Origin of the sequence: Curtobacterium citri, assembly GCF_030362955.1 — a bacterium.
Taxonomy (GTDB): Bacteria; Actinomycetota; Actinomycetes; order Actinomycetales; family Microbacteriaceae; genus Curtobacterium; species Curtobacterium citri.
Genome location: NZ_JAUCML010000009.1, coordinates 84,933 through 108,752 on the forward strand (window position 1 = coordinate 84,933; position 23,820 = coordinate 108,752).

At 73.0% G+C, this 23,820-nt stretch carries 24 protein-coding genes; 15 read left to right on the top strand and 9 right to left on the bottom strand.

Annotation, left to right across the window (positions count from 1 at the left end; translation table 11 throughout):
* Positions 1-135 precede the first annotated feature (135 nt).
* The 6 genes from QUG92_RS13465 (at position 136) to QUG92_RS13490 (ending at position 3,811) form a co-directional block, all read left to right on the top strand.
* Positions 136-981, top strand: coding sequence for a DUF4097 family beta strand repeat-containing protein (locus QUG92_RS13465; RefSeq protein WP_289459411.1), 846 nt, complete (start codon positions 136-138; stop codon positions 979-981).
* The gene (locus QUG92_RS13470) at positions 978-1,559 is read left to right on the top strand and encodes a PadR family transcriptional regulator (RefSeq protein ID WP_069712447.1); all 582 of its coding nucleotides are present in this window, start codon (positions 978-980) and stop codon (positions 1,557-1,559) included. The genes QUG92_RS13465 and QUG92_RS13470 overlap by 4 nt, the downstream gene beginning before the upstream one ends.
* A 118-nt stretch (positions 1,560-1,677) precedes the next feature.
* Positions 1,678-2,442 carry a hypothetical protein gene (locus QUG92_RS13475; protein WP_069712446.1) on the top strand — a complete coding sequence of 255 codons (765 nt, stop codon included), beginning with the start codon at positions 1,678-1,680 and terminating at the stop codon, positions 2,440-2,442.
* Positions 2,443-2,541: 99 nt separating this feature from the next.
* Positions 2,542-2,811, top strand: a complete 270-nt coding sequence (locus QUG92_RS13480; RefSeq protein WP_289459412.1) for a DUF3072 domain-containing protein — start codon at positions 2,542-2,544, stop codon at positions 2,809-2,811.
* 157 nt (positions 2,812-2,968) lie between these two features.
* Positions 2,969-3,409, top strand: a complete 441-nt coding sequence (locus QUG92_RS13485; RefSeq protein ID WP_182047434.1) for a DoxX family protein — start codon at positions 2,969-2,971, stop codon at positions 3,407-3,409.
* A gap of 180 nt (positions 3,410-3,589) precedes the next feature.
* On the top strand, positions 3,590-3,811 hold the full coding sequence (locus tag QUG92_RS13490; protein WP_069712443.1) for a DUF3073 domain-containing protein: 222 nt from the start codon (positions 3,590-3,592) through the stop codon (positions 3,809-3,811).
* Between the two features lie 648 nt (positions 3,812-4,459).
* Here QUG92_RS13490 and purM read toward each other — a convergent pair.
* Positions 4,460-5,560 carry a phosphoribosylformylglycinamidine cyclo-ligase gene (purM, locus tag QUG92_RS13495; protein WP_289459413.1) on the bottom strand — a complete coding sequence of 367 codons (1,101 nt, stop codon included), beginning with the start codon at positions 5,558-5,560 and terminating at the stop codon, positions 4,460-4,462.
* A 71-nt stretch (positions 5,561-5,631) separates the two neighbouring features.
* Between purM and purF the strand changes: the two genes are divergently transcribed.
* On the top strand, positions 5,632-7,089 hold the full coding sequence (purF, locus tag QUG92_RS13500) for an amidophosphoribosyltransferase (RefSeq protein ID WP_069712441.1): 1,458 nt from the start codon (positions 5,632-5,634) through the stop codon (positions 7,087-7,089).
* Between the two features lie 87 nt (positions 7,090-7,176).
* On the opposite strand, the gene QUG92_RS13505 is transcribed toward purF, so the two are convergent.
* Positions 7,177-7,626: a hypothetical protein gene (locus QUG92_RS13505; protein ID WP_083263860.1), complete on the bottom strand. Its 450-nt coding sequence runs from the start codon at positions 7,624-7,626 to the stop codon at positions 7,177-7,179.
* A gap of 200 nt (positions 7,627-7,826) precedes the next feature.
* Here QUG92_RS13505 and QUG92_RS13510 point away from each other — a divergent pair, with 200 nt between their 5' ends.
* Entirely contained in the window at positions 7,827-10,433 is a 2,607-nt protein-coding gene (locus QUG92_RS13510) for a helix-turn-helix transcriptional regulator (RefSeq protein ID WP_289459414.1), read from the top strand.
* Between the two features lie 297 nt (positions 10,434-10,730).
* Here the strand turns inward: QUG92_RS13510 and QUG92_RS13515 are convergent, their stop codons facing one another.
* The gene (locus QUG92_RS13515) at positions 10,731-11,093 is read right to left on the bottom strand and encodes a sterol carrier family protein (protein ID WP_182047438.1); all 363 of its coding nucleotides are present in this window, start codon (positions 11,091-11,093) and stop codon (positions 10,731-10,733) included.
* 57 nt (positions 11,094-11,150) lie between these two features.
* On the opposite strand from QUG92_RS13515, the gene purD reads away from it, so the two are divergent.
* Positions 11,151-12,419: a phosphoribosylamine--glycine ligase gene (purD, locus tag QUG92_RS13520; protein WP_182047439.1), complete on the top strand. Its 1,269-nt coding sequence runs from the start codon at positions 11,151-11,153 to the stop codon at positions 12,417-12,419.
* Positions 12,416-13,285, top strand: a complete 870-nt coding sequence (locus QUG92_RS13525; protein WP_289459415.1) for a phosphoribosylaminoimidazolesuccinocarboxamide synthase — start codon at positions 12,416-12,418, stop codon at positions 13,283-13,285. The genes purD and QUG92_RS13525 overlap by 4 nt, the downstream gene beginning before the upstream one ends.
* Before the next feature lie 81 nt (positions 13,286-13,366).
* Here QUG92_RS13525 and QUG92_RS13530 read toward each other — a convergent pair whose 3' ends face one another.
* On the bottom strand, positions 13,367-14,563 hold the full coding sequence (locus QUG92_RS13530; RefSeq protein ID WP_289459416.1) for a PP2C family protein-serine/threonine phosphatase: 1,197 nt from the start codon (positions 14,561-14,563) through the stop codon (positions 13,367-13,369).
* 79 nt (positions 14,564-14,642) lie between these two features.
* On the opposite strand from QUG92_RS13530, the gene QUG92_RS13535 reads away from it, so the two are divergent.
* Positions 14,643-14,963 carry a hypothetical protein gene (locus QUG92_RS13535; RefSeq protein ID WP_141718912.1) on the top strand — a complete coding sequence of 107 codons (321 nt, stop codon included), beginning with the start codon at positions 14,643-14,645 and terminating at the stop codon, positions 14,961-14,963.
* A gap of 51 nt (positions 14,964-15,014) precedes the next feature.
* On the opposite strand, the gene lepB is transcribed toward QUG92_RS13535, so the two are convergent.
* Together lepB and QUG92_RS13545 are read right to left on the bottom strand one after the other, a co-directional pair.
* The gene (gene lepB / locus QUG92_RS13540; RefSeq protein ID WP_289459417.1) at positions 15,015-15,638 is read right to left on the bottom strand and encodes a signal peptidase I; all 624 of its coding nucleotides are present in this window, start codon (positions 15,636-15,638) and stop codon (positions 15,015-15,017) included.
* On the bottom strand, positions 15,635-16,189 hold the full coding sequence (locus QUG92_RS13545) for a hypothetical protein (RefSeq protein ID WP_182047443.1): 555 nt from the start codon (positions 16,187-16,189) through the stop codon (positions 15,635-15,637). Before QUG92_RS13545 ends, lepB begins: the two co-directional genes overlap by 4 nt.
* A 110-nt stretch (positions 16,190-16,299) precedes the next feature.
* Here QUG92_RS13545 and QUG92_RS13550 point away from each other — a divergent pair, with 110 nt between their 5' ends.
* From QUG92_RS13550 to QUG92_RS13560, 3 genes are all read left to right on the top strand, one after another.
* Entirely contained in the window at positions 16,300-17,091 is a 792-nt protein-coding gene (locus QUG92_RS13550; protein WP_289459418.1) for an SDR family oxidoreductase, read from the top strand.
* 52 nt (positions 17,092-17,143) lie between these two features.
* Positions 17,144-18,016, top strand: coding sequence for a VOC family protein (locus tag QUG92_RS13555; protein ID WP_289459419.1), 873 nt, complete (start codon positions 17,144-17,146; stop codon positions 18,014-18,016).
* 134 nt (positions 18,017-18,150) lie between these two features.
* Positions 18,151-18,717 (top strand): GNAT family N-acetyltransferase, encoded by a 567-nt coding sequence (locus QUG92_RS13560; protein ID WP_289459420.1) that lies wholly within the window; start codon positions 18,151-18,153, stop codon positions 18,715-18,717.
* A gap of 72 nt (positions 18,718-18,789) precedes the next feature.
* On the opposite strand, the gene QUG92_RS13565 is transcribed toward QUG92_RS13560, so the two are convergent.
* Both QUG92_RS13565 and QUG92_RS13570 read right to left on the bottom strand, forming a co-directional pair.
* A complete protein-coding gene (locus QUG92_RS13565) occupies positions 18,790-20,313 on the bottom strand; it encodes a catalase (RefSeq protein WP_182047446.1) in 1,524 nt (507 codons plus the stop codon).
* Positions 20,314-20,322: 9 nt separating this feature from the next.
* Positions 20,323-20,808 (bottom strand): Fur family transcriptional regulator, encoded by a 486-nt coding sequence (locus tag QUG92_RS13570; RefSeq protein ID WP_289459421.1) that lies wholly within the window; start codon positions 20,806-20,808, stop codon positions 20,323-20,325.
* Between the two features lie 248 nt (positions 20,809-21,056).
* Here QUG92_RS13570 and QUG92_RS13575 point away from each other — a divergent pair, with 248 nt between their 5' ends.
* The gene (locus QUG92_RS13575; RefSeq protein WP_259346231.1) at positions 21,057-21,917 is read left to right on the top strand and encodes a cytochrome c oxidase assembly protein; all 861 of its coding nucleotides are present in this window, start codon (positions 21,057-21,059) and stop codon (positions 21,915-21,917) included.
* Between the two features lie 245 nt (positions 21,918-22,162).
* Here the strand turns inward: QUG92_RS13575 and QUG92_RS13580 are convergent, their stop codons facing one another.
* Positions 22,163-23,803, bottom strand: coding sequence for a DHA2 family efflux MFS transporter permease subunit (locus QUG92_RS13580; RefSeq protein WP_289459461.1), 1,641 nt, complete (start codon positions 23,801-23,803; stop codon positions 22,163-22,165).
* Positions 23,804-23,820: the final 17 nt, after the last annotated feature.

Consider the following 23,820-nt stretch of genomic DNA (forward strand, 5'->3'; position numbering starts at 1 on the left):
CCGACGGCCCCGCTCCCTCTCCGGGAGCGGGGCCGTCCGTCGTCCCGGGAACGGGACCGGCCCCGTGACATCCACCGACTCGCGATGTACCGTGACACCACCAAACGCGATGCATCGCGAGTTCGAGGAGGCAGCATGGCCCAGGAGAAGTGGCTCGTCGAGGAGCCCAAGGTGATCGACACCGGCATCGTCCGCGCGCTGCGCGTCGGACTCGCCGGTGGACAGGTCGACGTCGTCGCGCACGACGAGCCGACCGCCCGGGTGGAGGTGCACAGCGTCTCCGGCAAGCCGCTCAAGATCGAGCTGGACGGCGACACGCTCACGATCGACCACCCGCAGATCCGCTGGGACGACCCGCTCGGGTTCCTCAGGTCCTTCAGCGGACGCGCCACGGCCGACGTCAGCGCCCTCGTCCCCCGCGACGCCCGGCTGACGGTCGGGGTGGTCTCCGCCGGCGCCCTGCTGTCCGGCACTAACCGCGGCGCCTCGGTCAACTCGGTCTCCGGCGACGTCGTCGTCGACGGGCTCGCCGGCGACCTCGCCGTGCACGCGGTGTCCGGCGCCACCACGGTCCGCGACCTCGACGGCGAGCTGACCGTCCGCACCGTCTCCGGCGACGTCGTCGCGACCGGGTCCATCCCGCGGTTCACGGCCGACGGGGTGAACGCCGACGTCGTCCTCGACCTGCAGGGCACCCCCGACTCCGCCCGGGTGAACACCGTGTCGGGCTCGGTCAGCGTCCGGCTCGAGGACGGCGTGCCGTACCGCTGCACGGTGGGCACGGCGACCGGCAAGCTGCAGTTCGACGACTCCGAGATCCGCGGGGTGCGCGGTTCGTACGTCAAGCAGGGCGGCGACCTCTCCGGGCAGTGGCTCGACCTCAAGGTGAACTCGGTCTCGGGCGACATCGCGGTCCTGCACGCCCCACCGGCGCAGCCCGCCCCGGGATCCGGAGCCGACGAGACGGTGGTCCCCGAATGAGCCCGGTGTTCGCGCACGGTCACCTGCGCCTGTCCCTGCTGTCGATGCTCGCCGACCGCCCGATGCACGGGTACGAGCTCATCCAGGCCCTCGGCGAGCGGTTCGGCGGTGCCTACGTCCCGAGCGCCGGCACGGTCTACCCGCGCTTGGCGAAGCTCGAGGCCGAGGGGCTCGTCACCAAGACCGCCGACGGCCGCAAGACCGTCTACGCCATCACCGACGCCGGCCGGGCCGAGCTCGACGCCCGCGCCGAGGAGCTCGCCGCGATCCAGTCCGGTGTCGCCGACTCGGTCCGGACGCTGGCCGACGGGGTCCGCGCCTCGGTGGGCGAGGCAATGCGGTCCCTCCGCGCGGACCTCGCCGCGAGCGCCCAGGCACCCCGCGGGCAGACGGCCGACGAGCCCGAGGACGTCCCGACCGCCGGCGCCGGCGCACTGCGCGAGGTCGAGATGGCCGTCGCGTCGTTCCGACAGCAGGTGCGCGCCGACCTGCGTCGCCGCGCGACGCGGGGCACGCTCACCGACGACACGGTGACGCGTCTGCGGGACGGGCTGGAGGCCCTGCGCCGCTCCCTCTGACGGCCCGCAGCGGACGGGTGGACGCGATGCGCGCCTCCCGTCCGCTGCACCCGTTGCTGCCCGTCGTCCCGGCCCGCCTGGGCCGATCCGGGCAGACGGTCGTAGCATCGTCGGCGACATGACGATCTCCGACCTGCGCACCTTCGCGACGTTCGACGGCCACGGCGGCAAGGTGTCGAAGCGCGTCGAGGTGCTCGACCACGAGCCGCCCGCCGCCGGACCGTACGCGGGCCTCGTCGCCGTGCGCGGGGAGCACCCGATCGGCGCGCTCGACGAACGACCCGCCGCCGACGGCGACGACCTGACCCGCGGCGTCCCGAGCATCGGCTGGGTCGACCCGGCGACGCTCCGCGACTGGTACCGCCCGGACCGCGTGGTCGTGTCCCGGCTCGAGGCGCGGCGCTCCGGGCTCGAGCCCGGCCTGTACGCCGACTCGCGTGGCCGCGGTCGCGTCCGGATCGACGGCCTGGAGGCGCGGCTCGCCCCCGACGGTCGGCCCGCCTTCCGCGCACTGGCCGGTCCCGCCGACGCGCCGGTCGTCGACGTCCCCCTGCCGACCGACCAGGCCGTCCGGCTCGTCGCGGTCCGGGACGTCGCGGACGGGCTCGAGGTCGTCACCACCCCGGTGTCACCGTTCCTCTCCCCCGGCCGGTACGCCGCGTACGACGCCGACGTGGTCGGGCTGCCGCCGCGACCCACGACCGGTGCGGTGGACGTCCGTGCAGCGGTGCTGATCGACGGCACCCTGCACGAGGTGGTGCGGATCGACGAGCGCGCCGCGACCGTGTGGCTGCGGCGCGGCGACGACGAGGTGCCGATCGCCGCGAGCGGCATCGGGCCGGACCTGGTGCGGTACACCGGCACGCCGGTCCCGCCCGCCTGACCCGGGGTCCTGGGTCCTCGGCTCTGGATCCGGGGTCCTGGGTCCCGGGGGACGGGCACGCTGCGTGCAGTGTCCGACCCCGCGCGTAGGTTCGGCGCCATGAGTGATGCAGAGCAGCAGCAGACCCCGGACGCCGGGCACCAGGGCGAGACCCTCGGTGGCGAGCGTCCCGACCCCTCGACGACGGCCAGCAAGGACCCCTCGCAGTGGGTGACCGGCGACGAGCCGATGACCGGCCCGCAGCGCAGCTACCTCGACACCCTCGCCCGCGAGGCCGGCGAGGAGCTCCCCGCCGACCTCAACAAGGCCGAGGCGTCGGAGAACATCGAGCGCCTGCAGCAGGAGACCGGGCGCGGCACCGACTCCTGAGTCCGTCCCGACCGGGCACCGGTCCGTCGTTCGGCGGACCGGTGCTCCGTGGCGGTCCGCCGTTCGGTGGACCACAGCCTGAGGGAGTCCTGGCGAAGTCCGGGCAGTCCTCCGAACCACCCTGGTCGATGACGCGTCACCGGTTAGCGTCTGGCGCATGCGAACGACATCGACCTCCATCGGCCTGACCGCGCTCCGCATCGTCCTCGGCGTGGTGTTCATCGCCCACGGCGCCCAGAAGTTCGCCCAGGGCATCCCCGGCGTCGCCCAGGGCTTCGCCGGCATGGGCGTCCCGCTCGCCGAGGTGGCGGCCCCCGTCGTCGCCGGCCTCGAACTCGTCGGCGGCATCCTGCTCGTGCTCGGCGTCGCGACCCGGGTCGTCGGCCTGCTCCTCGCGGTCGACATGGTCGTCGCGGGCCTCCTCGCACACACGACCGCCGGGTTCTTCGCCCAGGACGGCGGCTTCGAGTACGTGCTCGTGCTCGCCGTGGCCTCGCTCGCCGTGGCCCTGACCGGACCGGGGCGGTTCTCGATCGACGCCCTGGTGCTGCGGTCGTCACGGCGCAAGCGCGGCGTCCCCGAGCCCCTGCCCGCCTGAGTCCTGATCAGGTCTTCGGTGCTCCCCCGGCCGATCTCCGGGGGACGCCGGTGGCCGAGTCGGGAACGGGGTACATGGTAGAGTGATCGGCAGATTTCAAACCACGAATCGTTCGGTTCCCCGGGTGGCAACCCTGCACCCGCCAGGACCGGACCAGAGCCGATCACGAGGGGGTCACGCATGGGGCGCGGCCGTCAGAAGGCAAAGCACACCAAGGTCGCCCGGGAGCTGAAGTACTTCAGTCCGGAGACGAACTACGGTGCGCTCGAGCGAGAGCTCTCCGCCGGGCAACACTCGGACGAGAACTCCTACGTCGACCGCTGGGCTGACCAGTACGGTGAGGAACCCGGCGACGACGAGGACGACTTCGAGACCCAGCAGGACCAGAACAAGTCCGCCTGACCCACATCGTCGACGCCGCGCGCCCCGTGGGGCCGCGCGGCGTTTCCGTGTGCGCGGGCGGCGGTGCGGTCGTGCTGCGTGCCGAGTGCGGCGTGCGGCGTGCGGCGTGCTGAGCGTGCACGATCCGTCACGCTCGGCGCCGCCTGGCGACTGATCACGCGCGCTCGGAGAACGTGAGCGGCACGTCCTGCCCACTCGGCAGGGGCGACGGCGGCTGCGGCGCCCGCGACACCGGCTCCGGCTCCGGCTCCGGCAGCGTCGCGCCCGAGCGTCCACGATCAGCGCCTCCGGGCCAGGTCCGCCCTGGCGAGCGTGCAACATCCGTCACACTCGGCGCCGCCGGGCGACCGATCGTGCACGCTCGACGAACGTGAGCGGCCCGTCCTGCCCACTCGGCAGCGCGACAGCGGGACCGGCGGCTCCGGTCGAGCGGCACGTCCTGCCCGCTCGGCAGGGCGCCGGCGGGCGCGGCGGCTCCGGTCGAGCGACCCGCGCGGTCCCGGACGCCGAGGTCGCACGACTCGCCGCGCGCGGATCACCGAGGTCCCACGACCGCAGGCGTGGCAGCGCGAGAGTGCAGAATTGCGGAACCTCGGCGTATGGCGCCGAGCGCGGGCAGCGTCAGCCCCCGCGCCGGACCGCCCCGCGTCAGCCGGCGTAGGCGCCGACGAGCCGCACCGCGCCCCCGTCGACACCCTTGGCGCCCTGCTCGAACCCGTCGAGGTCCCGCGCCGAGGTCGACACCGTGCCGACCGTCCACGCGGGCAACCCCGCGGCACGCAGGTCCCCGAGCACGTCGGACGCCGCCGAGGCCGCGACGACCGCGAACATCCCGATGCCGAGGTTCCACGTGCCCTCGGTCTCCTCGATCGGCGTGCCCGCCATCGACGCGAGCACCCGGAACACCGACGGGGGCGTCCACGTCGCGCGGTCGACCTCGACCCAGGTGCCGACGGGCAGCACGCGCGCCAGGTTCGCCGCGATGCCGCCACCGGTCACGTGCGAGAGCGAGTGCACGACACCGGGACGCGCGTCGAGCAGGGCGAGCAACGGCGACGTGTAGAGGCGGGTCGGCTCGAGCAGGGCCTCGCCGACGGAGACCCCGGTGCCGAACTCCGGTAGCTGGTCGGTGTAGCCGACACCCTTGCCGGCCAGGATGTGCCGGACGAGCGAGTAGCCGTTCGAGTGCAGCCCGGAGGACTCGATCGCCACGACGACGTCGCCGTCCTCCACCAGGTGCGCCCCGAGCTGCCGGTCCGCCTCGACGACGCCGGTGGCGGCACCCGCCACGTCGTAGTCGTCCGGGCCGAGCAGCCCCGGGTGCTCCGCGGTCTCCCCGCCGACGAGCGCCGTGCCGGTCGCCGAGCAGCCCCGGGCGATGCCCGCGACGATGTCGGCGATGCGGTTCGGCACGACCCGGCCGCACGCGATGTAGTCCGTCATGAAGAGCGGCTTCGCGCCGACCACGACGATGTCGTCGACGACCATGCCGACCAGGTCCTGCCCGATCGTGTCGTGCTTGTCGATCGCCTGCGCGATCGCGACCTTGGTGCCGACGCCGTCGGTGGACGTGGCGAGCAACGGCCGTGAGAAGTCGCGCAGGAACGAGACGTCGTAGAGCCCCGCGAAGCCGCCCACACCCCCGAGCACCGAGGCGTTGTGCGTCGCCGAGACGGCGGACTTCATGAGTTCGACGGCCAGGTCACCGGCTGCGGTGTCGACGCCGGCGGCTGCGTACGGGTTCGGCATGCGTGGTCCTCCGCGGGGCGTGGCAGACTTGTTCGGTACCACCCGATCCTACGGTCTGGAGCACACCGCGAATGTGCGGCATCGTCGGCCTCGTTGCGCAGGGGCCCGTCAACCAATCCATCTACGACGCCCTGTTGCTCCTGCAGCACCGGGGTCAGGACTCGACGGGCATCGCCACGGTCGAGGGTCGCGTCCACCACATGCACAAGACACGCGGCCACGTGCGGGAGTCCTTCCGCACCCGTGACATGCGGGCCCTGCTCGGCACCATGGGCCTCGGCCACGTCAGGTACGCCACGAAGGGTGCCGCGAGCAACGAGGAAGAGGCCCAGCCCTTCTACGTGAACGCGCCGTACGGCATCGTCCTGGTGCACAACGGCAACCTCACGAACACGCGGGAGCTCACCCGCGAGCTCTTCGACATCGACCGTCGGCACCTCAACACGACGAGCGACACCGAGCTGCTCGTCAACGTCCTGGCGCACGAGCTGCAGGGCCAGGTCCGCGGCAGCGAGCTCGACGCCGGTCAGGTGTTCGACGCCGTCGAGCGCGTGCACGAGCGCGTCGAGGGCTCCTACGCCACGATCGCGACCATCGCGGGCCACGGCCTGCTGGCGTTCCGTGACCCGTACGGCATCCGTCCGCTCATCCTCGGGCACAAGTTCGACGAGGCCGGCCAGCCCGAGTGGGTCGTCGCGAGCGAGTCGCTCGTGCTCGAGTCCGGCGGCTACGAGATCGTCCGCGACATCGCCCCCGGTGAGGCCGTGTTCATCGAGATGAACGGCCAGATGCACGCCCGGCAGTGCGCGAAGGACCCGCGCCTGGTGCCGTGCTCGTTCGAGTACGTCTACCTCGCCCGGCCCGACTCGGTGATGAACGGCATCTCGGTCTACGACGCCCGCCTCCGCCTCGGCAACCGCCTGGCGGACACGATCGCGCAGTACGCCCCCACGGGCGACATCGACGTCGTGATGCCGATCCCGGACTCGTCGCGCCCCGCGGCGATGCAGGTCGCGCAGAAGCTCGGCATCGACTACCGCGAGGGCTTCTTCAAGAACCGCTACGTCGGCCGCACGTTCATCATGCCGGGGCAGGCGGAGCGCAAGCGCTCGGTCCGGCAGAAGCTCAACGCCATGTCGTCGGAGTTCAAGGGCAAGAACATCCTCATCGTCGACGACTCGATCGTCCGCGGCACCACGAGCCGCGAGATCGTCGAGATGGCCCGGGCCGCCGGCGCGAACGAGGTCACGTTCACGAGCGCCGCTCCCCCGGTCCGCTACCCGCACGTCTACGGCATCAACATGCCGACCCGTGCGGAGCTCATCGCGCACGACCGGAAGATCCCGGAGATCAACCGCGTGCTCGGCAGCGACCACCTCATCTACCAGGAGGTCGCCGACATGCGCGACGCGATCATCGAGGGCTCGGACGTCACCGACCTCGAGATGAGCTGCTTCACGGGCGAGTACGTGACCGGCACGGTCAGCCCGGAGTACCTCGCCTGGGTGGAGGCGAACCAGCTCAGCTGAGCGGCGTCGCCCCGGCGACCACGCGACGGACGGGAGGCTCCCCACCAGCTGGTGGGGAGCCTCCCGTCCGTCTGCTGGTGGCGACCGTCAGCGGTCGGTGCGCTCCACGGGTCCGGTCGCGTCGCCCTGGTCCTCGACCTCGCCGTCGACCGTCTCCTCCGCGGGCTCCACCGCGACCCGCTCCGCCGTCAGGCGAGCGGCGCGACGGGCGAGGACCCGGTCGAGGACGATCGCGACGAGGGCGCCGGCGAACGCGCCGATGGTGACGCCCCAGAGCGAGAAGTAGCCGACGAGCGTGCCGAAGGACGCGTCCTGCTGGTCGCCGCGGTCGATGTCCATGGTGAGCGTCACGATCACGAGGGTCGCGAGGAACCCGAGCACCGCACCGCCGAGGATGAAGACGCCGAACTTCGGCGCACGGCGGATGGTGACCTCGTCCGGTGACTCGACGGCGTTCGGCGCCGGTGCCGGTGCCGGAGTCGGTGCCGCAGCCGGGGTCGGTGCCGGGCGGTCCTCGGGTCGGTCGGTGTCGCTCACCGTCCCATTGTCCCCCACTGTGGGACGTGCTCCGGCCTGTTCATCCCCGTGCGCGACGGTGCAAGATGTGACGACCGGCCGGTATCCACTGCGCGCAGCGCGTCGGGTGCCGGTCGCCCGGTCGAGGACGATGTGCGAGCCCGGACACCGGACCCGCTCGACCGGGGACGTACGGGCGACCACGAACGGGAGGTGACGGGGTGCGCGAACAGTCGATCAACGGCCGTCGTCGTCCCGCCGCGCCCGGACGCGTGATGTGGACGATCGTGCAGCGTCGCGAGGAGGACCGCGCCGTGTCCGTCGTCGCCGAGCACCGGTGGAGCGTCGCGCTCGTCGGTGCGCCCGGTCTCGGGAAGACGTCCACGGCCGAGAGGGTGACCGACCGGGTGGCACGTCGCGACGCCTCGGGTCGGACGGTCGTCGTGCCGATCACCGCCGTGGCGTCCGGTCGGACGATGCCGTTCAGCGCCGTCGCCGACCGCTTCGGCGACCTGCCCGCCGGTCTCGCCGACCTGGTCGACGACGCGGGCGCCGCGCAGCGCCTGCGGGAGTTCGACGACCTGTCGGACCGTGACGTCGTGCTCCGGGTCGACGACGCAGACCACCTCGACGCCGTCTCCGCCCGCTACGTCGCTTGGCTGGTCCGCGACCAGGGCGCTCGGCTCGTGCTGACCTGCCGCGACTTCACCGCACTGCCGGAAGCGCTCCGCGCGCTGTGGCAGGACGACCTGCTCGAACGCATCGACCTCGCCCCGCTCGACCTGCACGAGACCGGTGAGGTCGTGGCCCGGGCGCTCGGTGCCCAGCTCGAGACGGCCTCGACCGAACGGGTGCACCGGGCGACCGCGGGCAACCCGCTGTACCTGCGCGAGGTCGTCCGTGCGGCGCTGGCGTCCGGCGCGCTCGAACAGACCGCGTCCGGGTGGTACTGGCGCGGTCGCATCACGGCGTCGAACAGCCTGGCGGACATGTACCGGACCGAGCTCGGCGCGCTGCCCGAGGACCTCCGCGACGTCGTCGACATCGTGGCCCTCGCCGATCCGATCCCCCTGGCCCGGCTGCTCGGCATGGTCTCCGGCGGGGACGTCGACCGCGTCGTCGCGCTCGGCCTGGTCGCCGTCGACTCGACGGAGGACGGCACCACCGTCGTCCGGCCGTCGCACCCGCTCGTGGGCGAGGTCGTCCGCGGCCTCGTGCCGGTCGCCCGACGGACCACCCTCTTCGCCCGCGCGAACGCCTTCCGCACCACCCGTCCCGAGGGCGCGCCGCCCGCCGCCCGTCTGCGTGCGGCGCTGTGGTCGCTCGAGTGCGGCGTCCTGCCGCCGGTCGGGCAGCTGATCGACGCCACCCAGGTCGCGGTGCGGCTGCAGGAGCACGAGAGCGGCGTGACGCTCGCCTCCGCCGCGCTCCGGACCGCGTTGACCGCCACCGAACGGGTGACGGTGCACTGCCTGCGGTCGCTCGCGCACTCGTACAGCACCGGGCGCGAGGCCGGCCGGTGCGACGCCGAGGCGGCGTGGGGCATCGCGACCGGGCGGTCGACCGAGGTGGACGACGCCGCGATCGTCGAGGCGTGCGAGACCCTGGCCAACATCCGGCAGTTCCACGACGACGACGTCGACGCGGCGGTCGCGCTGACCGACGCGGCGATGCCCCTCGTCGACGCCGCGACCGCCGAGCGGCTGCGGCTGCTGCGGCTCGCGCACCTCGGCTGGGGCGGGCGCTTCACCGAGGTCCGCGCGGAGATCGAGCGCTCCCGGGTGCTCGAGCAGCCGACCGTCCCGGTGTCCTTCCTCTGCGTCGCCCCCTGCGCGGTGACGGCGCTGGCCACCGCCGGTCGGCTCGAGGACGCCACCGTCCTGGCGAAGCGCTCCCTCGCGACCGCCGTCGAGCACGTCGAGGAGGCGCCCTGGAGCGTCGGCGAGATCGTCTCGGTCCTGCACCAGGTGCAGGTGTGGCGCGGGGACATCGCCGACCTGCTCACGGAGATCCCCGTCCGGCGGTCGAGCCCCTTCCTGAAGTACGACTTCACGCTCGAGCTCATCGGCGTCGGCAACCAGGCGATCGGGCAGCGCCGGTGGGCGGACGCGGTCACGGCGTTCTCGGCCGCCTGCGAGCGGTACGACGTCGCCGACCACGGGGGCTTCGCCGCCTACCCGTGGGCGCGGCTGGCGTTGTCGCTGGCGTACTCCGGCGACGCCGAGGGTGCGACCGCGGCGCTCGAGCGCGCCAGGACCACCCCGCTCCGGGCGATGCGGATCCTCGGCGAGCAGGTCGCGGTGTCGATCGCGTGGGCGGAGTCCGTCCTCGGCAACCCGGCCGGGCTCCGGCACGCCGACGAGATCACCGAGCGGTCGACGGCGAGCGGGGCGTGGTTGCCCGTCATGTACGCCCAGACGCTGCACTACGCGAACGACATGGTGACCGGGCGCGACACCTCGGCGTCGCTCGCGCGGATGCGCGGTGCCGCTGCCCGCGTCGACGGTCCCCTGGCGCACGCGATCGTCGCGTACGCCGACGCCGTCCGGTCCGGGGACCGCGTGCGGATCATCGCCGCGCAGGGCGTCCTGGCTTCGCACGGCATGGCCGTCTCGGCCGGGCACGTGCGCCCGCCGCTGACGAACCGGGAGCACGAGGTCGCCGAGCTCGCCGCGAGCGGGCTGAGCAACCGGCGCATCGCGGAGTCGCTCGGCCTGTCGGTCCGGACGATCGACGCGCACATGTCGCGGGTGTTCGCGAAGTGGGACGTGCACGCGCGGTCCGAGCTGGCCGAGATGCTCGGCGGACCGCTGCGCTCCGACCGCTGACTGCCGGAAGACGTTCCACCCCGGTACGGAATCACGTCGTCGACCACGCAAGGACGTTGCAATCTGCGCCACGACTCGCCGGAACGGTTGACAGACGACGGCACATGTCGCGTACCTTTGACCCTGTCGCCGGGTTCGGACCCGTTCGGGTCGGGTCCGAATCCCGGCGACACTCACGTTACGCAGGGGCTCGTGTCCACCACATCGGTAGGACCTACCTACCCCGCAGCGATCCTCCGCGGTCGGCCAGTCGCGCTCCGTCGGTCGGCCCGAGGGCGTCAGGCGGCCGTGCGGGCGTCAGGCAGTCGTACGGACGGGCAGGAACGCCGCCAGGTCCGCTCGTGACCCGGACGCACTGACCCGGGACTGCGCCACCGCGTCGTCCCACCGGAGCACTCCGGTGGCGAGCGCCAGCCACGTGGTCGCGTCCGTCTCGACGACGTTCGGCGGGGTCCCACGGGTGTGCCGTGGACCCGGCACGGCCTGCACGGCCGCGAAGGGCGGCACCCGCACCTCGACGCTGTTGCCCGGCACGTCGTCGGCCAGTCGCTGGAGCGTCCACCGCACCGCGGTCGCGACGGCGGTCCGGAGCGTCGACCCGCCCTGCACCGCGGCGAGCGCGGCGAGACCGTCGGCGTCCTCGATCCTCTTCGGCGGCATGTCCCCAGGCTAACCGTCGCATCGCGAGCGGCGTGTCGACGTCGGTAGGGTGATCGCGTGCGAATTCTCGTCCTCGGTTCCGGTGCCCGCGAGCACGCGATCACCACGGCCCTCCTCGCGGAAGGAGCCGGACACGTCATCACGGTGGCCCCGGGCAACGCCGGCATCGCCGCCGACGTGGAGACGGTGTCGCTCGACCCGACGAACGGCCCCCTCGTCGCGGAGTACGCGATCGAGAACGGCATCGAGCTCGTGGTCGTCGGCCCCGAGGCCCCGCTCATCGCCGGTGTCGCCGACCCCCTGCGCACCCGGGGCATCCCCGTCTTCGGGCCGAGCGGCGCGGCCGCGCAGCTCGAGGGCTCGAAGGCGTTCGCGAAGCGGATCATGGCCGAGGCCGGCGTGCCGACCGGCCGTCCCCTCCCCGCCGGCACCGTCGAGCAGGCGGTCGCCGCGATCGACGAGCTCGGCGCCCCGTACGTGGTGAAGGCCGACGGGCTCGCCGCGGGCAAGGGCGTCCTGGTCACCGAGGACCGTCAGGCCGCGGTCGACCACGCCACCTACTGGCTGCAGCACGGACCCGTCGTGGTCGAGGAGTTCCTCGACGGCGAAGAGGTCTCGCTGTTCTTCCTCAGCGACGGGCACGACGTCCGCGCGCTCAGCCCCGCGCAGGACCACAAGCGCCTCGGCGACGGCGACACCGGCCCGAACACCGGGGGCATGGGCGCCTACTCGCCGCTGCCGTGGCTCACCGACCGGTGGGAGTCCGAGCAGGCCTTCGTCGCCGAGGTCACCGAGCTCGTCGCGCTCCCCACGGTCCGCCGGCTGGAGCACGAGGGCACCCCGTTCGTCGGGCTCCTCTACTGCGGGCTCATCGTCACCGAGCAGGGCGTGCGGGTCATCGAGTTCAACGCCCGGTTCGGCGACCCGGAGACCCAGGTGGTGCTCCCCCGTCTCACGACGCCGCTCAGCGCGCTGCTGACCGCCGCCGCCACCGGGCAGCTCGCCGGCGCCCCCGAGCCGACCTTCAGCGCCGACGTCGCGGTCACCGTGGTGCTCGCGAGCGAGGGCTACCCGGAGAACCCGCGGACCGGGCGCGTCATCACCGGGGTCGACGCCGCGAACGCCCGCGAGGGCGTCTCCGTCGCGCACGCCGCCACCGCGGTCCTCGACGGCGACCTCGTCGCGACCGGGGGCCGGGTGCTCAGCGTCGTCGGTACCGGCTCCGACTTCGCCGAGGCCCGCGAGCGCGCCTACGCGGGCATCGCCGACATCACGCTCGAGGGCGCGCAGTACCGCACCGACATCGCCGCGAAGGTCGCCCGGTGACCGCCGCTCCGGAGCTGCCGGGCTGGCGGCACGTGTCGTCGGGCAAGGTCCGCGAGCTCTACGTGCCCGAGGGCACGGCCGACGTCGCGAGCGCCACCGAGCTGCTCCTCGTCGCCTCCGACCGCGTCAGCGCCTACGACTTCGCGCTCGAGCCGCCGATCCCGGGCAAGGGCGAGCTCCTCACCCGGCTGTCGCGCTTCTGGTTCGACCGGATCGCCGACGTCCCGAACCACCTCGTCGACCCCGCCGGCGGCGGTACCCCGGTCCCCGCGTCCGTGGCGGCCCGGTCGATGCACGTGCTGCCGCTCGACATGTTCCCCGTCGAGTGCGTCGTCCGCGGGTACCTCGTCGGCAGCGGCTGGGCGGAGTACCGCGAGACGAGCAGCGTCTGCGGCGTCCCGCTCCCCGCGGGGCTGTCCGAGGGCGACCGGCTCCCCGAGCCGATCTACACGCCGGCGTACAAGGCCCCGCAGGGCGAGCACGACGAGAACATCTCCTTCGAGCAGACCGTCGAGCTCGTCGGCCGCGCGGACGCCGAGACGCTCCGCGACCTGTCCCTCCGCGTCTACGCCGAGGCGGCCGCGATCGCGCGGGAGCACGACGTCGTCATCGCCGACACGAAGTTCGAGTTCGGCCGCGACGCCGACGGCACGATCCGGATCGCCGACGAGGTCCTGACGAGCGACTCGAGCCGCTACTGGGACGCCCGCTCCGGCGGCCGCACCGACTCGTTCGACAAGCAGATCGTCCGCGACTGGCTCACCGCGCACTGGGACCGGCAGGGCACCCCGCCGGTGCTCCCGCCGGAGATCGTCGAGCGCACCGCGGCGCGGTACGCCGAACTGATCGAGCGCCTGGGCGCCTGACCGGCGACCACCGGACGGACGGGAGGCCCGTGGCGACGCCGCCACGGGCCTCCCGTCCGTCCGCTGCCGTCGTGACGGCCGTCAGTCGCGTGCCAGGACCACGACCGTCAGGTCGTCCCCCGGGTCGTGCTCGAGCGCGCGGGCGCGCACCCGGGCGAGGAACGCGTCGATGTCCGGCTCCTGCCGCCAGAGCGCCCCGAGGCGCGAGAGCGACGTGAGCGTCGAGTCCCAGAGCTCGAGCGCGCCGTCGCTGACCAGCACGAGAACGTCGCCGGGCTCGAGCACGAGCGACCCCGTCGACCGGGACAGCCCGGCCGGGTGCAGCCCGATCGGCAGGTCACTCGAGAGCAACGTGCGCTCGGCCCCGTCCGCCCGCATCTGCAGCACCAGGCCGTGACCGGCGTCCACGAAGTCGAGCTGCCCGGACGCGGGGTCGAGCCGGCCGGTGAACATCGTCGAGAAGGACTCGGCGCGACCGAGGTCCGGCGCGACCTGCTCGTCGAGGGCGGCCACCACCCGCTCGGGGTCCTCGTCGGGACGTGCGAGCAGGGCTCCGCGGATCGTCGCGGCGAGCAGTCCGGCCGCCATGCCCTTGCCCATCACGTCCGCGATGGTCAGGTGCAGCGCGGTGCCGGACAGGTGCCACTCGTGCAGGTCGCCGGACACGACGCCGTGCGGGACGGACATCCCGCCGAGGCGGTACCCGGGCACCGCGACCGGCAGGGGCTGCAGCCCGGCGAGGACGCCGCGCAGCCGGTCCTCGTCGGCACCCGTGGCGAGCTCGCGCTCCGCCCAGACGCCGAGCTCCTCGAGCAGGGCGACGTCGTCGTCGTCGAGCGTGCGCGGCTGCGGGTCGACCAGGCAGAGCGTGCCGACCTTGACGTGGTCCTCGCCGACGCGGAGCGGTACCCCGGCGTAGAAGCGGACGTTCGGGTCCTCGACGACCATCGGCATGTCGGCGTACCGGGCGTCGGCGCGCGCGTCCGGCACGACCACGGGCCCGAGCTGGTCGAGCGTGCGACCGCAGAAGGTGTCCTCGAGCGGGATGGTCGGGCCGTACACGGCGTCGCTCTGCTGCGACTTGATCGTCAGGACCTCGGCGCCCGCGATGTTGAGGAAGGAACCGGAGACCCCGAAGGCCTCCCGAGCGATGCGGGTGATCCGCTCGAAGCGCTCCTCGGGCCCGCCGTCGACGACGTCGAGCGCGGCGACGAGTGCGGCGCGACGGACGGCCTGGGCCGAGGTGCCGGTGGAGGTCGGTGAGGTCCCCTGGTACATGGTCCAACGCTACCGGTCCGCCGGGATCGCGCCCGTCCCCAGTACGGAGGACGCCGCGGCGCGGCGTAGCCTGGTCGTCGTGCTCCGCCGCCCCCTGCTCGCCCTCGCCGTCGTCGTGCTCGGCGCCGTCTCGCTGACCGGCTGCGGCGCGCACGACTCGACCGGACAGATCGCCGTGACGGTGTCCCGGGACGCCGCCGACCACCCGTACGAGGTGAAGGTCTTCGCGGCGACGGGGAAGCTCTCGGAGCACCAGCGCGTGTTCCCGGGCGGCACGGCGGACTTCGCGGGGGTGCCGCTCGGCGACGTCACGGTGCGGGCGGGGGACCTGTGCCCGGTGCGGACGACGGTCTCCGGCGAGGACGTCGCACGGGTGACCCTCACGACCACCGGCTGCTGACGGCCCGGCCCTGCTGACGACCGGCTCCGCCCTCCGGGTGGGCACCGCCGGTCAGCGGGCGTCGGGCACCCGGTCCCACTCGTGCGCGTACCGGCCGAGGACGCTCCAGTGGTCGACCGGCCACGTGACGACGAACGCCCGACCGACGACGTCGTCCGACGGGACGGTGCCGTGCACGCGCGAGTCCGCCGAGTCGTACCGGTTGTCGCCCATCACCCAGATGCGCCCGGCCGGCACCCGGACCGAGAAGTCCTCGGCCGCCACCCGGTCGGACCCCGGCGCACGCACGACGTACGGCTCGTCGACCGCGTGCCCGTTCACGGAGAGCCGTCCCCGGTCATCGCAGCACGAGACGGTGTCGCCCGGCAGGCCGACCACGCGCTTGACGAGGTCGTCGCCCTGGTCCGCCCGGAGCCACCCGCCGGGGTCCCGGAACACCACGACGTCGCCCCGCCGCAGCGGCACCACACCGGGGACGAGCTCGTTCACCAGGATCCGGTCGCCGACCAGGAGCGTGCGCTCCATCGACCCGGACGGGATCGAGAACGCGCGCACGAGGTAGGCCTTGACCAGGAAGGACGCCAGCAGCGCAACGACGACGATGATCGCCAGGTCACGGACGAACCGCCACCCGGACCGCTGCGGACGCTCCCGCTCGGTCGGCGTCCCACTCAATGCGTCAGCACCACCTTCACGAGCCCGATCGCGAAGGCGACGGCGGCCAGGACGACACCGCCCCACAGCCCGAGGAACGACGGCCGCCGTCCGCTGAAGCGCTGCAGGAACACCCCGACCAGGCCGATGCGCACCACGAGGATGACGATCGCAGCGGTCTGCGCCCACGGCGCGGGCAGCCAGCCGACCCAGGCGGCGGCGTAGAGCACGGCGGGGATCAGGCCGGACGTCGCGATGGGGTTCGCGTCGCGGACGATCGCGCCGAACGTCTCCCGGTGTTCCTCGTCGTCCCCGCTGTCGCCGACGGCGTGCGCGACGAGGTGCGACAGCACGTGCGCCAGGTAGGTCAGCACGGCGGTCGCCAGGACCGTGAGCACGGCCGAACCGTGCCGGATCGCCTCCGGGTCCACCGCGATGGCGACGGCGAGCACGGTGATGTTGCCGTAGATGTACGACGACAACCGGTCGCGCAGGCGCTCGACCGGGAACGTCGACAGGTCGGGTCGGCCGCGCCGCTCACGGGGCCGGACGGGCGGGCGGGAACGAGGCATCCTCCCATCCTGGCCCTGCTGCGGCGCGTACCGCCGACCGGACACCGGGTGCGGTGCCATCCTGGGCGGGTCGGCGCACGGTCGCGTCGCACGGACGGGAGGCACGACCCATGACCCACGAACCGCTCACCAGCCGACCCCTCGCCCTGGTGACCGGCGTCGGTCGGCGCGCCGGCATCGGCGCTGCGATCGCGTCGCGACTCGCATCCGACGGGTGGGACCTCGCCCTGTCGTGGTGGGGCCCGTACGACGAACGCGTGCACGGCGCGGCCGACCCCGACGGGGTGGACGCGGTCGTCGCCGAGGCCGAGCGTGCGGGGGCAAGCGTGACGCGCCTCCCGGTCGACCTGGCCGACGCGGAGCAGGCGGCCGCACTCGTGGGCCGAGCCGAGGCGGAGGCGGGCGTGCCCGTGACCGCGGTGGTGCTGTCGCACTGCGAGTCGGTCGACTCGGACTTCGCGACCACGACGGTCGAGTCGATGGACCGGCACCTGGCCGTGAACGTCCGCGCGCCGTTCCTGGTCGTGCAGGCGTACGCCAGGCGACTCCGCGAGGGTGCGGCCGCGCCGGAGGACCGTCGTCGCGTCGTCGCGCTGACGAGCGACCACGTCGGCTTCAACCTGCCCTACGGCACGAGCAAGGGCGCGCTCGACCGGTTGATCGTCGGGGCGGCGCTCGAACTCGGCGACGTACGGGTGAGCGCGAACCTGGTCAACCCGGGACCGAACGACACCGGGTGGATGACCGACGAGATCCGCGCGGCCGCGGTCGCACAGACGCCGCTCGGACGGCCCTCGATGCCGACGGACACCGCCGCCCTGGTCGGGTTCCTGCTCGGTCCGGACGGCGGGTGGGTGAACGGGCAGCTGCTGAAGACGGACGGCGGGTTCAGCGCGAAGTAGCGCGATGACCCATTTGGTTGACGCGTCAACCATTCGGGCGCACACTGGTGCCATGCACACGCAGGACCTCCTCGCCGCGGACACCGGGATGGGCGCCGTCACGCTCCGGGTCGCCGACCTCGACACGATGGTCGCCTACTACCGGGACGGCGTCGGGCTGCAGGTCCTGACGAACGACGGCGGTACCGCGGTGCTCGGCCGCGGCGCGACGCCGATCGTGGTGCTCGAGCACGCCCCGGCGATGCGGCAAGCGTCCCCGCACGAGGCCGGACTGTTCCACACCGCGATCCTGTTCGACACGCAGGCCGACCTGGCGGCGGCGCTGTACTCCGTCGCGACGCGGTACCCGCGGACCTTCACGGGCAGCGCCGACCACCTCGTGAGCAACGCGTTCTACTTCCAGGACCCCGAGGGCAACGGCGTCGAGCTGTACTGGGACCGCGACCGCACCGAGTGGTCGTGGACGCACGGCATGGTCGACATGGCCACGATCTACGTCGACCCGAACGCCTTCGTGCAGGAGCACCTGACGTCCTCGGCGCTGGAGTCCGCAGCGTCGCGCCCGGGGCGGGTCGGCCACGTGCACCTGTCCGTCGGGGACGTCGCCACCGCGAGGGCGTTCTACGTCGACCGGCTCGGCTTCGCGACCACCGCGGCGATGGGTGACCAGGCGCTGTTCGTCAGTGCGGGCGGCTACCACCACCACATGGCCATGAACACGTGGAACTCCCGCGGTGCCGGGCGTCGGCAGCTCGGGCTCGGCCTCGGGCTGGTCCGGATCGAGGTCCCCGGCGCGGACGACCTCGGCGCGCTCGTGTCCCGCATGCACGACACCGGCGTGCAGACCGCCGACGACGGCCGGACCGTGGCGTTCGAGGACCCGTGGGCGAACCGCATCGAGGTGACCGCGCCCGGTCGCGGCTGACCCGGCGCGGGCGGGGGCGGCTGCGCCGAGGCTCGGCTCCGCGGACACTTTCGTGGTCGAGCAGACGCGAAACTGTCCGCCTGGCCGAGCCTCGGGCCGCACGGACGCGCAGACGGAACCGGCAGGATGGGCGCGTGAGCGAAGACATCCGGTGGGAGGTGGTCGAGGAGAGCGCGCTGACGCTCCCCGACCACGAGGCGATCGCGGCGATGCTGGGGCAGGCGTTCCCGGACTGGTCGCACTGGTACGTGGGCGGCCGGGACTACGCCGGGATGCAGCCCGAACGACGGGTGATCGGGTGGGGTGCGGACGGCGTCGTCCTCGCGCACCTCGGCATCCGCCGGATGTACGTCACCGTCGGCGGCGAGGACCTCCTCGTCGGCGACACCGGCATCGTCGCGGTGTCGCCGTCGCTGCAGGGCACGGGCGTCGGGCGCGAGTTGCTCGTCCGGACGCGCGCCGTCCTCGAGGGGCTCCGCGTGCCGTTCGGCTTCCTCGGCACCGGCGAGGACCGCGTCCCCTTCTACGCACGCTGCGGCTGGCACGAGCTCGAGGGCGCCGTCGGCACCTTCTCGGCCTTCACCGCGGACGGCGCCGGCGTGACCGAGACCGAGCAGGGCGGCTGGATGGTCCTGCCGATCGAGGCCCGGCTCGAGGACTGGCCGGCCGGGCCCATCATGCTCAACGGCCAGCAGGTCTAGGACCGACCGGACGACGGACGGGAGGCCCGGTGCCAGCTGGCACCGGGCCTCCAGTCCGTCGTGTGGTGGCGACTACGCCTCGACGGCGACCTTCTCCGGGTCCTCGTTCGAACCCGGCGCGCTCGGCGCGACCGCCGCGCGCACGCGCGCACCCAGGTCGGCGTCGACGTTCGTCCAGTAGGCGAACACGCGCTCGAGCAGGTCGTCGCGCGTCACCTTCGAGACGTGCCCGGCGATGTTGCCGACCAGGCGCTCACGGGCGGCGTCGTCGAGGACCTCGCGGTACATCGTGCCGGCCTGGCCGAAGTCGTCGTCCTCCGGGTGCAGCGTCGCGGCCGCGCGCTGCAGGGCACCGTCGGACTCCCAGCCGGGCACGTCGTCCGTGGCGTTCGGGTCGGCGTGGGCACCGCCCTGGGTGTTCGGCGCGTACACCGGCACCTCGGCCTTCTGGAAGTCGAACCGCATGGCGCCGTCCTTCGAGTACGAGTGGACCTCGTTCTTCGGGGCGTTCACCGGCAGCTGCGCGTGGTTCGTGCCGACGCGGTAGCGCTGGGCGTCCGCGTAGCTGAAGATGCGCGCGAGGAGCATCTTGTCGGGGCTCGCCGCGATGCCGGGCACGAAGTTCGACGGCGCGAACGCGGCCTGCTCGATCTGCGCGAAGTAGTTCTCCGGGTTGCGGTTCAGCTCCATCGTGCCGACCTCGATGAGCGGGTAGTCCGCGTGCGGCCACACCTTCGTCAGGTCGAACGGGTTGAAGCGGTAGCTCGCGGCGTCCTCGTAGGGCATGACCTGCACCTTGAGGACCCACTTCGGGAAGTCACGGCGCTCGATCGCCTCGAAGAGGTCGCGGATGTGGAAGTCCGCGTCCTCACCGGCGATGCGGTCGGCGTCCTCCTGCGTCAGGGTCTTGTGGCCCTGCTGCGTCTCGAAGTGGTACTTCACCCAGAAGCGCTCGCCCTCTGCGTTGATCCACTGGTAGGTGTGCGAGCTGAAGCCGTCCATGTGGCGCCAGCTCGACGGCAGGCCGCGGTCGCCCATGAGCCACGTGACCTGGTGGGCCGACTCGGGCGACAGGGTCCAGAAGTCCCACTGCATGTCGTGGTTGCGCAGGTGCGAGCCCGACAGGCGCTTCTGCGAGCGGATGAAGTCCGGGAACTTGATGCCGTCGCGGATGAAGAACACGGGGGTGTTGTTGCCGACGAGGTCGTAGTTGCCCTCCTCGGTGTAGAACTTCAGCGCGAAGCCGCGGGGGTCGCGCCAGGTGTCCGGGGAGCCCTGCTCGCCGGCGACCGACGAGAAGCGGGCGAGCATCTCGGTCTGCTTGCCCGGCTGCAGGAACGCGGCGCGGGTGTACTGCGACACGTCGTTCGTGACGGTGAAGGTGCCGAACGCACCGCCGCCCTTCGCGTGGACGACGCGCTCCGGGACACGCTCGCGGTTGAACTGGGCCAGCTTCTCGACCAGGTAGTGGTCGTGCAGGGCGAGGGGGCCGTCGGCGCCGACACCCATCGAGTGCTGGTCGCTCGAGACGGGGGCGCCACTGTTGGTCGTGGTGGTGGGGGTGCCGGCGGGGCCGGTCGTGTTCTGGTCGGACACGGTTCCTCCTCAGGTGGAACGGTTGGTTCGGTCAGGGATGCTCGGGTTGCTCCAGGCGGGGACGGCCGCGGCGTCGTCGCGCTCGGCGGCGGCGCAGCGCTCGCAGATGCCCCAGTAGGTCACCTCGGCAGTCGTCACGGCGAAGCCGTGGGTCTCCGAGGGCGTCAGGCAGGGTGCGTGACCGACCGCGCAATCGACGTCCTCGATCGCGCCGCACATCGTGCAGACGACGTGGTGGTGGTTGTCGCCGGTGCGTCGCTCGTACCGCGCCGGGCTGCCGGCGGGCTCGATGCGGCGGACGAGCCCGACACCGGTCAGGGCGCCGAGCACCCCGTACACCGCCTGGTGGCTCGTCGTGGGGAGCTCGGCCGCGACCGCGCCGAGGATGTCGTCCGCGGTGGCGTGCGGCATCGCGGCGGACGCGCGCAGCACCGCGAGGCGCGGTGCCGTGACCCGCAGCCCCGAGGCCCGCAGCAGATCCGCGTCGGCGTCCATCGCGTCCCCTCTCCCGCATCGGTTCGCTTGCATGGATTTTCTTGCATCGATCAAGACAACGTCCACCGTACACGGTCGTCGTCTGAACATGCGCGACGCGCGCGTGTCGGAGCACCCGCTCACCGACCACCTGTGCCGATCCTCACCGGTGGGACTCCCGCGCGGGAGGCTCCCGAGGGCCTCCGGGCGGAGGATGACGACGCCCGTCCCGCCGCGCCACCAGGAGGCACCCCACGCCCGAACCCGACGTGTTCTGGAGCACCTGGCACCTCGACCCCCTGGCCGCGGTGCTGCTCGTGACCGCCGCCGCGGCCTACTTGTGGTGGCTCGTGGGGGCACGGCGACGCGGGGCACGGTGGTCGGCCTGGCGGACGACCTCGTTCGTCGCCGCGCTCGCGCTCTTCGCCGTGCTGCAGTTCGGCATCGTCGGCCGGTACGACCAGGAGCTCCGGTGGGCCTTCACGCTCCGGCTCGCACTGCTCTTCTTCGCCGTGCCGACGTTCGCCGCCCTCGCCGCCCCGGTGTCGCTCCTGCGGGTCGGTGGACCGGCGCGGTGGTCCACGACCGCCGACCGGGTGATGGGCTCGCGACCCGTGCGGGTGCTCGGGAACGCGATCGTCGCCCCCGTCGTCGGCCTGGTGCTCTTCGCGGTGCTGCTCACCCCGCTGTCCGCCGCGATCCGGCAGTCGGGCGTGTGCGCGACGGCCATCACGGTGCTCGTGCCGGTGCTCGGGTTCACGCTGCTCGCGCCGCTGTCCGAACCCGGGGTCCTGCGGAGCTCGACGTTCGTGACGATCGAGTTCCTGCTCGCCTTCGTGGAGCTGCTGCTCGACGCGGTGCCCGGCATCGTGCTGCGGGTGTCGAACCACGTGCTCGACGGGTCGCTCGTGCAGGCCGTGGGGCAGCCGTGGTTCCCGTCGCCGCTGCGCGACCAGCACCTGGCGGGCGACCTGCTCTGGTTCATCGCCGAGGTCGCCGACGTGCCCGTGCTCGTGATGCTCTTCGTCCGGTGGCAGCGGACCGACCGCCGCGAGGCCCGCTCCGTCGACGCCCTGTCCGACGAGGAGATGGCCGAGCTCACCCGGGCGCACCTGCAGCGACGGGGGTAGCGCGGGCGGCGTGCGGCGGGCGGCGGGCGGGCCGGCCGGCGTGCGGGTCGCGCGCGTTCTGCGACGAGACGCGCGTCGATCGACACGTGCGACGTCGCACGATGCACGCGTACCGGTTGCGTGCGCATCGAACGACACGGCACGCGTCGATCGACACGCGCGATGTCGTGAACGTCGACCACGCCGCGGGCCGGCGGGACGACGACCACGCCGCCGGCGGCCGGGACGACGGCGCCCCGGCCGGACTAGGCGTCCGCGTCCGCGTGTCGGCCGTGGTGGTCGACCGCCGCGAGCTCGTCCTCCGCGGTCGCGGGCGCGGCACCGGCAGCGTGAGCACCGGCCGGCCGACCCGCCGCGGCGTGCTGGTCGCCGTCGGCCGCGGGCGCTGCGGCACCGGGCTGCGTCGCCGCCGGGGCACCCGAGCCCCATGCCGCGGTCTGCTTCGGCTTCGCCAGGAACAGCGCCGCCACGATCGCCGCGACGAGCACGACGGCCGGCAGCACGAGCGACTGCCCCATGGCCGTGGCGAACGGCTGCTGCAGGAACGCGGGCAGCGCCCCGACCTGCTGCTCCGCGCCGCCGCCGGAGGTGGAGCCCGCCCCGGACGGGAACTCCGCCGTGATCCGGGCCTCGATCAGCGCGGCGATGCCGGCCGAACCGAGCACGGCGCCGATCTGCCGCGTGGTGTTGTAGACGCCCGACCCTGCACCGGCGAGCGCCGGCGGCAGGTTGCGCGTCGCGGAGACCGAGAGCGGTCCCCACATGCAGGCGTTCGCGAGCCCGAGGAGCGCACTCGGCAGGAGCGTCCAGCCCCAGTCGGCGCCCGACCAGAGCAGGGACCCGAACCAGAACAGCGCACCCGAGAAGCACGCGAGACCGAACGAGCCGACCCACCGCGGGTTCCACTTGTTCAGGTTCTTGCCGACGTACGGCGCGAGTCCCGCAGAGATCACCGCCTGCGGCACGAGCAGGAGCGCGGCCTGGGTCGGGCTGAAGCGCAGCACGTCCTGCGCCCAGAGCATGATCGGCAGCGCGAACGACGAGATCGCGACGCCGACGGCGGTGATGGCGATGTTCGCGAGCGTGAAGTTGCGGTCCTTGAACAGCCCGAGCGGCAGCAGCGGCTCGCCCTTCTGCACGCCCTGCCAGACGACGAACGCGGCGAGCACGACGACGCCGGTCACGATGAGCGACCAGACCGAGATCGGGCCGGTGATGGTGCCCCAGTCGTAGGTCTCGCCCTCCTGGATGCCGAACACGAGCAGGAACATGCCGACCGCTGAGAGCACGATGCCGAGGTAGTCGAAGCGGTGCCCGTTGCGCTCGAACTGCGGCACGAAGCGCTGCGCGAGCACGAACGCGACGATGCCGACGGGGACGTTCACGAAGAAGATCCACTCCCAGCCGAACCCGTCGACGAGCAGGCCGCCGACGATCGGGCCGACGAGCGAGGCGACACCGGCGACGGCGCCCCAGAGGCCCATCGCCGCACCGCGGTTCTGCGGCGGGAAGATCCGGGTGATGACCGCCATGGTCTGCGGCGTCATCATCGCGGCACCGAGGCCCTGCACGACACGGGCGATGATGAGCACCTCGATCGACCCGGCGAGCCCGCACCACAGGCTCGCGAGCGTGAAGACGACGAGTCCGGCCTGGTACAGCACCTTCGGGCCGAAGCGGTCACCGAGACGGCCCGTGATGAGCAGCGGCACGGCGTAGGCCAGCAGGTAGGCGCTCGTCACCCAGATGACGGCGTTGATGTCGGCGTCGAGCGCCTGGGCGATCGTCGGGGTGGCGACCGACACGATGGTCGAGTCGACGAGGATCATGAAGAAGCCGACGACGAGCGCCCAGAGCGCGGGCCACGGCTTCTTCCCGTGTTGCAGGTCGGCGGACGGTGCGG

Coding starts and splice junctions, on each gene's coding strand:
- QUG92_RS13465 (WP_289459411.1), top strand. CDS start 136: ATGGCCCAGGAGAAGTGGCTCGTCGAGGAGCCCAAGGTGATCGACACC.
- QUG92_RS13470 (WP_069712447.1), top strand. CDS start 978: ATGAGCCCGGTGTTCGCGCACGGTCACCTGCGCCTGTCCCTGCTGTCG.
- QUG92_RS13475 (WP_069712446.1), top strand. CDS start 1,678: ATGACGATCTCCGACCTGCGCACCTTCGCGACGTTCGACGGCCACGGC.
- QUG92_RS13480 (WP_289459412.1), top strand. CDS start 2,542: ATGAGTGATGCAGAGCAGCAGCAGACCCCGGACGCCGGGCACCAGGGC.
- QUG92_RS13485 (WP_182047434.1), top strand. CDS start 2,969: ATGCGAACGACATCGACCTCCATCGGCCTGACCGCGCTCCGCATCGTC.
- QUG92_RS13490 (WP_069712443.1), top strand. CDS start 3,590: ATGGGGCGCGGCCGTCAGAAGGCAAAGCACACCAAGGTCGCCCGGGAG.
- purM (WP_289459413.1), bottom strand. CDS start 5,560: ATGCCGAACCCGTACGCAGCCGCCGGCGTCGACACCGCAGCCGGTGAC.
- purF (WP_069712441.1), top strand. CDS start 5,632: ATGTGCGGCATCGTCGGCCTCGTTGCGCAGGGGCCCGTCAACCAATCC.
- QUG92_RS13515 (WP_182047438.1), bottom strand. CDS start 11,093: ATGCCGCCGAAGAGGATCGAGGACGCCGACGGTCTCGCCGCGCTCGCC.
- QUG92_RS13530 (WP_289459416.1), bottom strand. CDS start 14,563: ATGTACCAGGGGACCTCACCGACCTCCACCGGCACCTCGGCCCAGGCC.
- QUG92_RS13545 (WP_182047443.1), bottom strand. CDS start 16,189: ATGCCTCGTTCCCGCCCGCCCGTCCGGCCCCGTGAGCGGCGCGGCCGA.
- QUG92_RS13550 (WP_289459418.1), top strand. CDS start 16,300: ATGACCCACGAACCGCTCACCAGCCGACCCCTCGCCCTGGTGACCGGC.
- QUG92_RS13555 (WP_289459419.1), top strand. CDS start 17,144: ATGCACACGCAGGACCTCCTCGCCGCGGACACCGGGATGGGCGCCGTC.
- QUG92_RS13570 (WP_289459421.1), bottom strand. CDS start 20,808: ATGGACGCCGACGCGGATCTGCTGCGGGCCTCGGGGCTGCGGGTCACG.